The 13,256-nt window shown below is 71.9% G+C and carries 12 protein-coding genes; 10 read left to right on the plus strand and 2 right to left on the minus strand.

Features of this window, described 5'->3' with window-relative positions:
- Positions 1-68: 68 nt before the first annotated feature.
- A complete protein-coding gene (locus ACTHM3_RS10485; RefSeq protein ID WP_440406042.1) occupies positions 69-1,361 on the minus strand; it encodes a LysM peptidoglycan-binding domain-containing protein in 1,293 nt (430 codons plus the stop codon).
- A 185-nt stretch (positions 1,362-1,546) separates the two neighbouring features.
- Between ACTHM3_RS10485 and ACTHM3_RS10490 the strand changes: the two genes are divergently transcribed.
- Positions 1,547-1,885, plus strand: coding sequence for an Rv2175c family DNA-binding protein (locus tag ACTHM3_RS10490; RefSeq protein ID WP_440406043.1), 339 nt, complete (start codon positions 1,547-1,549; stop codon positions 1,883-1,885).
- Between the two features lie 8 nt (positions 1,886-1,893).
- On the opposite strand, the gene ACTHM3_RS10495 is transcribed toward ACTHM3_RS10490, so the two are convergent.
- Positions 1,894-3,009 carry a polyprenyl synthetase family protein gene (locus tag ACTHM3_RS10495; RefSeq protein ID WP_440406044.1) on the minus strand — a complete coding sequence of 372 codons (1,116 nt, stop codon included), beginning with the start codon at positions 3,007-3,009 and terminating at the stop codon, positions 1,894-1,896.
- A gap of 102 nt (positions 3,010-3,111) precedes the next feature.
- On the opposite strand from ACTHM3_RS10495, the gene ACTHM3_RS10500 reads away from it, so the two are divergent.
- The 9 genes from ACTHM3_RS10500 to murD all read left to right on the plus strand — a co-directional run bounded on the left by ACTHM3_RS10500 (position 3,112) and on the right by murD (position 13,237).
- A complete protein-coding gene (locus ACTHM3_RS10500) occupies positions 3,112-3,486 on the plus strand; it encodes a DUF3040 domain-containing protein (protein ID WP_440406045.1) in 375 nt (124 codons plus the stop codon).
- Positions 3,487-3,723: 237 nt separating this feature from the next.
- Complete coding sequence (gene mraZ / locus ACTHM3_RS10505; RefSeq protein WP_440406046.1) at positions 3,724-4,155, plus strand: division/cell wall cluster transcriptional repressor MraZ; 432 nt, start codon at positions 3,724-3,726, stop codon at positions 4,153-4,155.
- A gap of 105 nt (positions 4,156-4,260) precedes the next feature.
- The gene (gene rsmH, locus ACTHM3_RS10510) at positions 4,261-5,235 is read left to right on the plus strand and encodes a 16S rRNA (cytosine(1402)-N(4))-methyltransferase RsmH (protein ID WP_440406047.1); all 975 of its coding nucleotides are present in this window, start codon (positions 4,261-4,263) and stop codon (positions 5,233-5,235) included.
- Positions 5,232-5,801 carry a hypothetical protein gene (locus ACTHM3_RS10515; protein WP_440406048.1) on the plus strand — a complete coding sequence of 190 codons (570 nt, stop codon included), beginning with the start codon at positions 5,232-5,234 and terminating at the stop codon, positions 5,799-5,801. Before rsmH ends, ACTHM3_RS10515 begins: the two co-directional genes overlap by 4 nt.
- Positions 5,802-5,813: 12 nt before the next feature.
- On the plus strand, positions 5,814-7,589 hold the full coding sequence (locus ACTHM3_RS10520; protein WP_440406049.1) for a peptidoglycan D,D-transpeptidase FtsI family protein: 1,776 nt from the start codon (positions 5,814-5,816) through the stop codon (positions 7,587-7,589).
- Positions 7,590-7,645: 56 nt separating this feature from the next.
- On the plus strand, positions 7,646-9,235 hold the full coding sequence (locus ACTHM3_RS10525; RefSeq protein ID WP_440406050.1) for a Mur ligase family protein: 1,590 nt from the start codon (positions 7,646-7,648) through the stop codon (positions 9,233-9,235).
- Positions 9,232-10,641: a UDP-N-acetylmuramoyl-tripeptide--D-alanyl-D-alanine ligase gene (locus ACTHM3_RS10530; protein ID WP_440406051.1), complete on the plus strand. Its 1,410-nt coding sequence runs from the start codon at positions 9,232-9,234 to the stop codon at positions 10,639-10,641. Before ACTHM3_RS10525 ends, ACTHM3_RS10530 begins: the two co-directional genes overlap by 4 nt.
- Positions 10,638-11,753: a phospho-N-acetylmuramoyl-pentapeptide-transferase gene (gene mraY / locus ACTHM3_RS10535; RefSeq protein ID WP_440406052.1), complete on the plus strand. Its 1,116-nt coding sequence runs from the start codon at positions 10,638-10,640 to the stop codon at positions 11,751-11,753. Before ACTHM3_RS10530 ends, mraY begins: the two co-directional genes overlap by 4 nt.
- Entirely contained in the window at positions 11,738-13,237 is a 1,500-nt protein-coding gene (gene murD / locus ACTHM3_RS10540; RefSeq protein ID WP_440406053.1) for a UDP-N-acetylmuramoyl-L-alanine--D-glutamate ligase, read from the plus strand. Before mraY ends, murD begins: the two co-directional genes overlap by 16 nt.
- The last annotated feature ends 19 nt before the right edge of the window (positions 13,238-13,256 follow it).

Below are 13,256 nucleotides of genomic sequence, written 5' to 3' on the forward strand. Positions count from 1 at the left end.
TGAGAGTGTACGGACGGGCGCCTGAGGGCCCGGCCGCAACACCCGGTCGCGCCCGGATCGGCGAGGGATCAGCGGAGCTGCGCGAGCCAGGTCTGCGCGCTCTTCTCCCACTTGGCGTACGCGTTCGGGTAGGCCGAGATCTGCACCCGCTGCGCCGCCTGGGTGAGGCTCAGACCCGACCAGCCCGGGATGTCGAGCAGGCCCTTCGTACGCCCGGCGTTCGGGTTCTTCGGGCCGCCGTAGAAGAGGCGCGCGGCGTACGAGACGTCGGTGAGCTGGGAGGCGGTGCCCCATCCGGTACTCGGCCGCTGCTGGAAGAGCCCCACCGAGTCGCGGTCGCCGTGGCCGAGGTTGCGCAGGCTCGACTCCTGCATCGCCGTGGCGAGCGCGATGACGATCCCGCGATCGGGCACGCCGAGCTGCCGCCCGACCTGGATGACGATCCGCGCGTTCGCGGCCATCTCCGGAGTGAGCGGGGTCACGGTGGTGCCGTCCTGCACGGCGGTGACACCGGGGAGCACGAGACGGCTGCCGGGGTAGATGAGGCTCGTCGCGCCGAGCCCGTTGGCGCGCATGATCGCGCTCGCGCCGATCCCGAACCGGCCGGCGATGCCGGAGAGCGTGTCGCCCGCGCGCACCGTGTAGGCGTCGTCGACGACCGGGGCCGGGGAGTTCACGACCGGGGTGGTCGGCCCGTCGGCGGGGGCGACCGGGGTGACGGACGAGACGGTCTGGATGTCGAGGGCGCCGCCCGTGGAGGCCGGGCCGGCTGGGATCCGGAGCGACTGCCCAGGGTAGATGATGCTCGTGCGGCTGAGGCCGTTGGCATCGAGGATCGCCTGGGTCGTCACGCCGAGGCGCCCGGCGATGCCCGAGATGGTGTCGCCGCGCTGGATCGTGTAGCCGCGCGCGGGCGAGGACGCCGGAGGCGCGGCGACCGGGGCGGCGCTGCCGCCCCCGAGGACCAGTACCTGTCCGGGGTAGATCAGCGACGACCAGCCGAGGCCGTTGCGTGCGAGGACGTCGGCGGTCCGCAAGCCGAACCGCGCCGCGATCCGCGACACGGTGTCGCCGCTCGCGACGACATAGCGCGAGGGGGCCGCCTGGGCCGGGGCGAGGGCGGCCGGCGTCGATGCCGCTCCCGGTGCCGCCACCGGGGTCGACCGGACGAGGGCGCGGGGCTTCGCCTCGGGCTTCTTCGGCGCCGCGTCGGCTGCCGGGAGGGCGCCCGTGAGGTTCATGGTGACGGTCATCGCGCCGGCGAGTACGACCGGCACGGTCAGGTGCACGCCGCGCCGGATCCGGCGCACCGCTTCGGCGCGCTCCTCGTCGCGCGATGCGCGCGCTCCGTTCGCGTCCATGCCGACCCCGCCTCTCTGGCCCATCCCCCGAGGAACCGCGACATCCGTCGCCGAGCGCGGACGTCCGATTCACGCTGTCACAGAAGATATAAGGAGTCAACTGATGTGGCTCATGTGAATCATGTGGAAATCGACCGCGTCCCGGGCGGCTGCGGACCCCGTCGCGGGCGTGACACGCTGGTCGGGTGAGTGCGAGCACTGCCGATTGGCTGACGATCCCCGACCTCGTGGAGGTGCTGAACCTGCCGCAGGGCAAGGTGCGCCGCCTGCTCGAGGAGCGCATCCTCCTCGGCACCCGCGTCGACGGCGTGCTCAAGGTCCCCGCCGCGTTCCTCCTCGACGGGGAGCCGCTCCACGACCTCCGCGGCACCGTCGTGGTGCTCGGCGACGCCGGCTTCAGTGACGACGAGGCCATCACCTGGCTGCTGAGCGAGCAGGACAGCCTCGGGACGAGTCCTGTGGAGGCGCTTCGCTCCGGGCGCAAGGCCGAGGTGCGCCGGGTCGCGCAGGCGCTCGGGTTCTAGGTCCGCGCTCAGGCGGAGCGCGCGGTCACGACCGCGGCGAGCTCAGCCAGACGCTCCCGTGAGCTGCGGGTGAGCGGCGCCTCGCCGAGCGCGCCGAGGGCCGTGGCGACCTCGCGCTCGATGATCCGCTCGACGTCGTCGAGGGCGCCGCTGTCGCGCACGGCGGACTGCAGCACGCTGATCTGGGTCGGGTCGAGACCGCGATCGCCGAGGAGCTCGTCGACGAGCCGGCGCGCCGACGCCGGCAGCTTCTGGCGTGCGAGGGTGACCAGCACGGTGCGCTTGCCCTCGCGGAGGTCGTCGCCCGCGGGCTTGCCGGTGATCGCGGGATCGCCGAACACGCCGAGGACGTCGTCGCGCAGTTGGAACGCGACCCCGAGCGGGAGCCCGAAGGCGCGCAAGGCGGCCAGCTGCTCGGGGTCGCCGCCGGCGAGCGCCGCACCGATGGCGAGCGGCGCCTCCACGCTGTACTTCGCCGACTTGTAGACGACGACGCGCTGTGCCCGGGTGAGGAGATCCGCCTCGTCGCGCCGGCGCCACGAGTCCTCCTCGAGCATGTCGAGGTACTGCCCCACTGTGACCTCGGTGCGCATCCGCGCGAACTCGTCACGGGCCGCACGCGCCGCCGCCGCATCGGCGGTTCCGCGCACGCCCTGTTCGAAGAGCTCGTCGCTCCAGCCGAGCAGCAGGTCGCCGAGCAGGAGGGCCGCGGCCTCGCCGTGGCGCTCGGGCGCGCCGTCCCATCCGGCGCGGCGGTGCTGCTCCTCGAACTGGCGATGAGCGCTCGGACGCCCGCGGCGCAGGTCGGAGTTGTCCATGATGTCGTCGTGCACCAGGGCCGCCGCGTGGAACACCTCGAGCGCCGCCGCGATCGCCACGATCGGCCGGAGGTCGGGCGTCTCGGCGCCGAGGGGGTCGGATCGGTCGGTCAGACCCGCGACCGACTGCCAGCCCCAGTAGGCGAAGAGGGCGCGGAACCGCTTGCCGCCGGCCAGGAAGGATCGCGCGACCGCGTGCATCTCGCCGAGATCGGGGGAGATGCGGGCGAGGGTGGAGGCCTCCCGATCGAGCAGCTCGTCGATCGAGGCCTGCACCAGATCCACTAACCGCGGACTCCCAGGCACCTACCTAGCCTATCCAGGCGGCCGCGCCTAGACTGGTGAGCCATCACCGAGTCGGGACTTCTCCCCACCCGTGATGGACCCGACCCGGGACTGGAGACCGAGATGCCGCTTTCGGAGCAGGAGCAGCGCCTTCTCGACGAGATGGAGCGCAGCCTCTATCACAACGACGCCGACGACGTGACGACCGTCGGCGGACGACGCGGTCGCGCGAGCGGGACCGCCATTCTTCTCAGCATCGTCGGGCTCTTCGGAGGCCTCGCCCTGCTCGTGGTCGGCGTCATGGTCCGTGTGCCGATCGTGGGCGTGGTCGGGTTCGCCGCGATGTTCGCGGGGGCCCTGCTGCTCATCGCACCGCCGCGTCGACTCTCCTCCACTTCACGCCACGACCGCGCTGCCGGCCCGCGCCCGCAGCGCGCCTCTTTCATGGACTCGCTCGGCGAGCGCTGGGAGCGCCGCGGCGAGGACAGCGACCGCTAGCCCGCCGCATCGACTCGGCCGCCCCTCGGGGCGGCCTTTTTTTCATGTCTGCGGTCGCCGCTCTGTGCGCAATCGCCTCCACTTCACTCCACGAAGGAGAGGCCCGTGATTTCGGGGCTTATCTGAGTGCCTACCCCCAATACGGGGCCGATCTCGGAGGCTTGTGCTTCCTACGTGGAGGAGAGTGGAGTAAAGTGGCGGCATTCCTCAAGTCGGGGTGAGCGAGAGGGGGCCGGGATGCTGCTCGGCACCTTCGCGCCCAAGCTCGACGACAAGGGGCGGATCATCCTGCCCGCCAAGTTCTGGGATGAGTTCGCGACCGGCATCGTCATGACCAAGGGTCAGGAGCGCTGCGTCTACGTCTTCAGCCAGAAGGAGTTCGAGTCCGTCTACGAGCGGGCCCGCCAGGCGTCGATGACCGGCAAGCGCGCCCGCGACTTCTTCCGCCAGCTCCTGAGCGGCGCCGCCCAGGAGGCGCCCGACTCGCAGCGCCGCGTCACGATCCCCCCGATGCTGCGCGAGTGGGCGGGTCTCGACCGCGAGCTCACCGTGGTCGGCGTCGGGACGCACGCCGAGATCTGGGACACGGCCGCGTGGAACGCGTACTCCGAGGAGACCGCCAACGACTTCGCCGACGTGGATGAGGAGGTGATCCCGGGCATCTTCTAGACCCTCGGGCCGGACCCTCAGCCGCACGCCCTGCCGCACCTTCCCCGGTGGCAGGTCGCGGCGGATGGGGATCAGGCCCGAGGGGATGGGACCCCGACCGTACCGATGACCGAGACCACCTCCGGCGCCCCCCGCCACATCCCCGTCATGCTCGAGAGGACGGTCGAGCTGCTCACCCCGGCGCTCGACCGTCCCGGGAGCGTCCTCGTCGATGCCACCCTCGGCCTCGGCGGGCACGCGGAGGCCTTCCTGGACCGCTTCCCCCAGCTGGTCCTCGTCGGCCTCGACCGCGACCCGGAGGCCCTGCGCCTCGCGGGGGAGCGGCTCACCCGCTTCGGCGACCGCGTGCACCTCGTGCACACGGTCTACGACGGCATCCGCGACGCGCTCGCCTCCCTCGGGATCGAGCGCGTCGCGGGCGTCCTCTTCGACCTCGGCGTCTCGTCGATGCAGCTCGACGAGACCGACCGCGGCTTCGCCTACGCCCGCGACGCCCCGCTCGACATGCGCATGGATCCGGGATCGCCGCTCACCGCCGAGCGGGTCCTCGCCGACTACGACGAGGCCGCGCTCCGCCGCATCTTCGAGCGCTACGGCGAGGAGAAGCTCGCCGCCCGCTACGCGCGCCGGATCGTCGAGCGCCGCGTCGAGGAGCCGCTCACCAGCTCCGCGCAGCTCGTCGCCCTCCTGATCGACGCGACCCCGGCCGCCGTCCAGCGCGAGCGGAGCGGGCACCCGGCCAAGCGGGTCTTCCAGGCGTTGCGCATCGAGGTCAACCAGGAGCTCGTCGTGCTCGAGCGGGCGATCCCCGCCGCGATCGACGCGCTCGAGGTCGGCGGTCGCATCGTCGTCCTCGCGTACCAGTCGCTCGAGGACCGCATCGTCAAGCGGGAGCTGCAGGCGCGGTCCGTCTCCACGGCCCCGCGCGGGCTCCCCGTCGAGCTGCCCGAGCACCGGCCCGAGCTGAAGCTGCTCGTCCGCGGGGCCGAACTCGCCTCCGAGGAGGAGCGCGAGCGCAACCCCCGTTCCGCACCCGTCCGGCTCCGCGCCGCCGAGAAGTTGAGGGAGGTGGCCGCGTGAGCCTCGCGACCGCCGCGGCTCCCCGCCGCCAACCGTCCACCGCCCCGGAGACCACCCGTCACCTCGAGATCGCGCCGAGCCGCGCCCAGCGCCGCGCCCGGCCGCGGCTCGCCCACGTGCTCGTCACGCTCGGGGGGATCGGCGTCATCCTCCTCGGACAGCTGCTGCTGAGCATCTGGATCGCTGACGGCGCCTACCAGGTGCACTCGCTGCAGTCGGAGCAGACGCAGCTGCAGCGCAGCCAGCGCGCGCTCAACGAGCAGCTGGACCAGCTCGGATCCCCCCAGTCGGTCGCCGCGCGCGCCGAACAGCTCGGCATGGTCTCGAGCGGCAATCCGGCCTACCTCGACCTCGCCAGCGGCGCCGTGTCGGGGACGCCCTCCGCCGGCGAGACCGGCGTGATCGCCGGCAGCGGGGACCTCGTCCCGAACGCGCTCGTGGCCGGGAGCGGCGCCGCGATGAACCCCCAAGTGGGGGGGACCGGGAGCACGCCGGCCGGCGGCGCGCCGTCGTCCACGACCACCTCGCCCGATGACAACGTGATCGCGTCGCCGACCACCCACTGACCGGAGTCCCAGATGTCGATCCGCCGCCGCACCGGACGCCGCCTCGCCGTGACCGTGATCGGGGTGTTCGCCCTGCTCGCGGTCTTCGTCGGGCGCCTCGTCGACATCCAGGTCGTCCAGGCGGAGTCGCTGACCAAGGCGGCCGACGCGCGCCAGACCTTCCAGGTCAAGGTGTACGGCAGCCGCGGCTCGATCGTCGACACCGACGGCACGGTGCTCGCGTCGAGCGTCGACCGCTTCGACATCACCACCGCGCCGAGCATCGCCAAGGGCGCGGACTACCAGTTCACCCGCAAGAACGCGAACGGCGACAAGCAGACGATCGACCTGCAGACCTCGGTGCAGGAGATCGCGGACATCACGGGAGCCGACCCGCAGAAGATGTACCAGGCGATCATCCGCGACCCGAACTCGAACTACGCGATGCTCGTCAAGCAGGTGCCGCTCGCCGAGTACAAGAAGGTCATGGCGCTCGGGATCCCGTGGATCTACCCGCAGCTCGACCCGGCGCGCACCTATCCCAACGGCGCCGTGGGGGCGAACCTCGTCGGCCTGATGGGGACGGACGGCCCCCTCGCGGGCGTCGAGCTCTCCGAGAACTCCTGCCTCGCCGGCACCGACGGGTACCAGGAGTACCGCGCGAGCGCCAACGGCGTCGCGCTGCCGGGCAGCACGGTCACCACGAAGCCGGCCGTGGCTGGCGGCACCGTCAAGCTGACCATCGACCACGACCTGCAGTGGTTCGCCCAGCAGACGGTGATCCAGCAGGTGCAGGCCACGGGCGCCGACACGGGAAGCGCGATCGTCGTGCGGGTCGCCGACGGCCACATCATGGCGGCGGCCGACTACGACACGGGCGATCCGAACGACCTGTCGACCGCCAACGCGGGGTCCTTCACGGCGAACACCTTCGTCTCACCGTTCGAGCCCGGGTCGATCATGAAGCCGGCCACCGTCGCGGGGCTCGTGGAGGCCGGGAAGGTCACGGCCTCCACGCCGGTCGACGTGCCGAGCAAGTTCGTGGTCGACGGGGCGACCATCACCGACGTGAACCCGCACGGCGACCTGCACCTGACGGTCGCCGGTGTCATCGAGCAGTCGTCGAACATCGGGATCGCGCAGCTGACCAAGCTGCAGAGCGAAGAGGACCGCTACCAGAACCTCGTCAAGTTCGGCTTCGGTCAGAAGACAGCGTCCGGCTTCTACGGGGAGGACCACGGCACCCTGCGGACGCCGGCGCAGGCCGACCCGGTCACCCGCGTCACCCAGCAGTTCGGCCAGGGCATGACGGCGACCACGGCCCAGATCGGGCAGCTCTACCAGACGCTCGGCAACGACGGCGTGCGGATGCCGCTCACCCTGGTCGAGGGCTGCACCAAGCAGGACGGCACGGTCGTCGACAAGGCGTCGACACAGGCCACCCGGGTCGTGTCGGCCGCCACGGCGCAGGAGGTGCGCTCGATGATGCAGACCGTCTACCAGGAGGGCCCGTCGTCGAAGTACCTGCAGATCCCGGGCTACAACATCGCCGCCAAGACCGGGACCGCGCAGGTCGCCGACCCGGCGACCGGCAAGTACATCAAGGGCCGGTACATCGTGTCCGTGGCCGGCCTCGTTCCCGCGGACAAGCCGCAGTACGCCGTCATCTTCACCCTCGCGAAACCGCAGACCGTGACGTCGTCGGTGGCCGCGGCGCCGGGCTGGAAGGCCCTCACCAGCCAGGTGATCAAGGCCTACCGCGTGCCCGCCGCCACCGGTGCGCCGTCGCTGCCGCCCGTCACCTGGTAGGACCGGCGGTCGGCCGTGCCGGTAACCTGGAGAGCCAGTCCGCGTCCGCGGACGCCATGATCAGGAGGCCCGAGGGAGTGGATTCCCGCATCCCGCCGGTGCTCCGGCCCGAGCACCCGTCCCCCCGGCCGCTCGCCCTCCTCGCGCAGGAGTTCGGCCTCGAGCACACCGGTTCGCTCGACGGGGTCGAACTGACCGGCGTCACCCTCAGCACACAGGATCTGCATCCGGGCGACCTCTACGTCGGAGTCCCCGGTGCGAACAGCCACGGTGCCCGCTACGCACCGCGGGCCGCGGAGGGAGGCGCCGTCGCGGTGCTGACCGACGCGGAGGGCGCAGCGCTCGCCGCGGACAGCGGCCTGCCGATCCTTCTCGTCGACGATCCCCGGCACGCGCTCGGCGAGGTCTCGGCGTGGGTGTACCGCACCGACGAGAACCTGCCCCTGCTCTTCGGCACCACCGGCACCAACGGCAAGACGTCGACCTCCTATCTGCTGGAGGGAGTCCTGCGCCAGCTCGGACTCGTGACCGGGCTGTCGTCGACGTCGGAGCGCCACGTGGGCGACCTCACGGTCGTCAGCCGCCTCACGACCCCCGAGGCGAGCGAGATGCACGCGCTCCTCGCCCGGATGCGGGAGGCGGGCGTCCGCGCCGTCGCCGTCGAGGTGAGCGCGCAGGCGCTCATCTGGCACCGCGTCGACGGGATCGTGTTCGACGTCGTGGGGTTCACGAACCTCAGCCACGACCACCTCGACGAGTTCCACTACGACATGGAGGAGTACTTCCGCGCGAAGCTCCCCCTCTTCGAGCCGGAGCACGGCAAGCGGGGCGTCGTCTCGCTCGACACGTCGTGGGGCCAGCGGGTCGTCGACGCCTCGCGGATCCCGGTGACGACCATCGCGACCGCGGGCGTCGCCGCCGCGCAGGATCTGGCGGCGGCCGAGTGGAAGGTCGAGATCCTCGAGGAGGCGGCGGCGTACACCGAGTTCCGGCTCACCGGGCCGGATGGCCGCTCGCTCGTCACGCGGGAGCCGCTCATCGGGTGGCACATGGCCGCGAACGCGGCACTCGCGATCGTGATGCTGGTCGAGGCGGGCTTCGAGCTGGAGGCGATCGGCGCCGCGCTCGACACCGACGGCGGCATCGTCGCCTACCTGCCGGGCCGCACCGAGCGGGTGTCGGGTGAGCACGGGCCGAGCGTCTACGTCGACTTCGGGCACAGCCCCGACGCGTTCGAGAACACCCTGGGCGCGGTCCGCCGCTTCACCCCGGGACGCACGATCATGCTGTTCGGCGCGGACGGCGACCGTGATGCGAGCAAGCGCCACGAGATGGGGCGCGTCGCCGCGGAGCTGAGCGACATCCTCGTCATCACCGACCACCACCCGCGCTTCGAGGACCCGGCCTCGATCCGCGCCACCCTCCTCGAGGGCGCGCGGCTCGCCGAGCACCAGCCGGAGGAGATCTACGAGGTGAGTCCGCCCGAGGAGGCCATCAAGAAGGCGGTCTCGCTCGCGAAGGAGGGCGACTCGATCCTCTGGGCCGGCCCGGGGCACCAGGACTACCGCGACATCCGCGGGGTGCGAACGCCGTACTCGGCGCGCGAGCTCGCCCGCGCGGCCCTTCACGAAGCGGGCTGGGCATGATCGCGCTGACTCTCGCCGAGGTGCGCGACGCGCTCGGCGGCCGGCTCTCGGAGGGCGCGGATCCCGACGCGATCGTGTCGGGGAGCGTGCAGACCGACTCCCGTGAGGTCCAGCCCGGCAGCGTCTTCTTCGCGCTGCCCGGCGAGGAGACGGACGGGCATCTCTTCGCCCCCGCCGCGGTCGCCGCCGGCGCAGCGCTGGTCGTCGCCCAACGTCCCCTCGACGTCACGGTGCCGGTCCTCGTCGTGCCCGACGGCGTGGCCGCCCTGGCCGCGCTCGCGCATCTCGTCGTCGCGCGGGTGCGGGCGCTCGGCCGGCTGAAGGTGGCGGCCGTCACCGGCTCCAACGGCAAGACCACCACCAAGAACCTGCTGCGGGCGATCCTCGCCGCCGAGGGGCCCACCGTCGCCCCGGAGGGGTCGTTCAACAACCACGTCGGCGCGCCGATCTCGATGCTCCGCGTCGACGAGGCCACCGAGTACCTCGTCGCCGAGATGGGGGCGAGCGCCGTGGGTGACATCGCCCGGCTCATCCGCATCGTCACCCCCGACGTGGGCATCGTGCTCAAGGTCGGCCTCGCCCACGCGGGCGGCTTCGGCGGCATCGAGCAGACCCAGCGCGCGAAGGCCGAGATGGTCACCGAGCTCCCCGCCGACGCGGTCGCACTTCTCAACACCGACGACCCGCGGGTCGAGGCGATGTCGGGCATGACGCGGGCGCGCGTCGTGCGGTTCGGGATCGCGGTCCACGCCGACGTGCGCGCGAGCGACATCCGCGCGACGGCCGCCGGAACCTCGTTCACCGTCCACGCCGACGGCGCGTCCCTGCCGGTCACCCTGCGCATCCTCGGCGAGCACCACGTGTGGAACGCGCTGGCCGCCCTGGCCACGGCGCGCGAGTTCGGCATCCCGCTCGACCGCGCCGTCGCCGCGATCGAGACCGTTCCGCGCGCCGAGCGCTGGCGGATGGAGCTGCTGACCGGCGACCCCGCGATCGCCGAGCGCCTGACGATCGTCAACGACGCCTACAACGCGTCGCCGGACTCCACCGCGGCGGCGCTCAAGACCCTCGCCCAGATCGCCGAGCCCGGGCAACGCACCGTCGCCGTCCTCGGACACATGGCGGAGCTCGGCGAGTTGGCCGGAGAGGAGCACGACCGCCTCGGCCGGCTGGTCGTGCGACTGGGCATCGGGCAGCTCGTCGTCGTCGGCGAGGAGGCGAAGGCGATCCATCAGGCGGCGTCGCTGGAGGGCTCGTGGGACGGGGAGTCGGTGTTCGTCGCCGATGCGGACGCGGCCTACGATCTTCTGCGTGACGAACTGCGGCCGGGCGATGTCGTCCTCGTGAAGTCGTCGAAGTCGGCGGGGCTCCGTCACCTCGGCGACCGCCTGGCGGCGATCGCGTGATCGCGCTCCTCATCGGCGGCGGGTTCTCGCTCGTCTTCTCGTTGTTCCTGACCCCGTTGTTCGCGCGCGCGTTCCGCCGGATCGGCTGGGGCCAGTTCATCCGCGACGACGGCCCGCAGACCCACCACGCGAAGCGAGGCACCGCCACGATGGGCGGCGTCGTCTTCATCACGGGTTCGGTACTCGGCTACTTCGTCGGCCACCTCGCGATCGGCTACCCGGTCTCGCGCGGCGGGGTCCTGGCGCTCGCGCTCATGGTCGGCCTCGGGTTCGTCGGATTCGTCGACGACTTCCTGAAGACCCGCAAGCAGCAGAGCCTCGGCCTCGGCGGCTGGTCGAAGATCCTCGGCCAGGTGATCGTCGGCACGATCTTCGCGCTCATCGCGATCCTGCTGCCCGACGCGTACGGGCTGGAGCCGGCGTCGCCCTTCATCTCGGCGGTGCGCGACGTGCCGTGGTTGAACCTGTTCTTCCTCGGCCCGGTCGTCGGCGTGATCCTGTTCGTGCTCTGGACGAACATCATCACGGTCAGCGCCTCGAACGGCGTCAACGTCACGGACGGCCTCGACGGCCTCGCGACCGGGGCGTCGATCTTCGCGTTCGCGGGCTACATCTTCATCGGCTTCTGGCAGAGCAAGCAGTGGTGCCTCACGCCCGAGCGGCTCGATCCCCAGGCCATCGGCAAGTGCTATCAGGTGGCGCAGCCGGTCGATCTCGCCATCGTGGCGGCCTGCATCGCCGGCGGTCTCGTCGGGTTCCTCTGGTGGAACACGACGCCCGCGCAGATCTTCATGGGCGACACCGGCTCCCTCGGCCTCGGCGGCGGGCTCGCGGCGCTCGCGATCCTGACCCGCACGGAGCTGCTCCTCGTCTTCATCGGCGGCCTCTTCTTCATCACGACCGGCTCCGTGATCCTGCAGCGGGTCTGGTTCAAGATCACCAAGCTCCGATACGGCCAGGGGCGACGGATCTTCCTCATGAGTCCGCTGCACCACCACTTCGAGCTGAAAGGCTGGGCGGAGGTCACGGTCGTCGTCCGGTTCTGGCTCATCGCCGCGATGTTCGTGGCGGTCGGCGTCGGGTTGTTCTACCTCGAGTGGACTCTGCGCTGAGCGAGCGGCTGGAGTCCCTCACGAGCTGGCGCGCCGACTGGCGTGGCCTGCGGGTCGTCGTGTTCGGTCTCGGGGTCACCGGGTTCTCCGTGGCCGACACCCTCGTCGAGCTCGGCACGGACGTGCTCGTGGTCGGCGGCGGCGGTGACGACGAGCGTCGGCAGCTGCTCCGCGTGATCGGCGCGGAGTTCGTCGAGCAGACCGACCAGGCCGTGGCGCCCCCGGAGCTCGACGCGTTCGGGGCGGACCTCGTGGTCGCCTCGCCCGGATATCCGCCGCACCACGCGCTGCACGCCTGGGCCCGCGAGGCGGGGCTGCCCGTGTGGGGCGACATCGAGCTGGCGTGGCGGCTGCGCGACAAGGTCGTGTCGGAGTCGGGCGAGCCGGCCGCGTGGATCCTCGTCACCGGCACGAACGGCAAGACGACGACCACGCAGCTGGCCGCCACGATGCTCGTCGCGGGCGGGCTCCGCGCGGCGCCGGCCGGCAACATCGGGGTCCCCGTGCTGGACGCGATCCGCGACCCGGCGGGCTTCGACGCGCTCGTCATCGAGCTGTCGAGCCACCAGCTGCACTGGATGCCGGGCGGCGGCGCCATCGCCCCGCTCGCCGCGGTGTGCCTGAATCTCGCCGACGACCACCTCGAGTGGCACGGTTCGCGGCGGGCCTACCGCGACGCCAAGGCGAAGGTCTACGACGGCGTCCAGCTCGCGTGCGTCTACAACCTCGCCGACGAGGCGACCCGCGAGATGGTCGAGGAGGCGGAGGTCCAGGAGGGCGCCCGCGCCATCGGTTTCGGGCTGGGCATCCCCGGGCCGAGCGACCTCGGCCTCGTCGAGGGGATCCTCGTCGACCGCGCGTTCCTCGACGAGCGGCACCATTCGGCACTCGAGCTCGCCACGATGGACGACCTCCGTGCCGCAGGACTCGACTCGCCGCACATGACCGCCAACGTGCTCGCCGCGGCCGCTCTCGCACGAGCGGCGGGCGTCGCACCCGTCGACATCCGCGGGGCGATCCGCGGCTTCGAGGTCGCGGCGCATCGCAACCAACGGGTGGGCGAGGGCGACGGGATCGTGTGGGTCGACGACTCCAAGGCGACCAATGCGCACGCGGCACAGGCATCCCTCGCGGCCTATCCCTCCGTGGTGTGGATCGTCGGCGGGCTCCTGAAGGGCGTCGACCCCGAGCCGCTCGTGCGACGGCACGCCGAACGGCTCCGCGCCGCGGTGCTGATCGGCGCGGACCGCGCGGTGCTGCGCGAGGCTTTCGCGCGACACGCGCCGGGGGTCGCGGTCGTGGAGGTCGACCCGACGGACACTGAGCAGGTCATGCCGTCGGCCGTCCGTGCCGCGGCGTCGCTCGCCCAGGCGGGGGACGCGGTGCTGCTGGCGCCGGCGGCGGCGTCGTTCGACCAGTTCGACGACTACGCCGACCGGGGCGACCGATTCGCCCGAGCGGTGCGGGAGCTGCTGGAGCCCTAGGGCCGATCAGGGAAGGGGG

Source organism: Pseudolysinimonas sp. (assembly GCF_051954455.1).
In the GTDB taxonomy this organism is placed as follows: Bacteria; Actinomycetota; Actinomycetes; order Actinomycetales; family Microbacteriaceae; genus Pseudolysinimonas.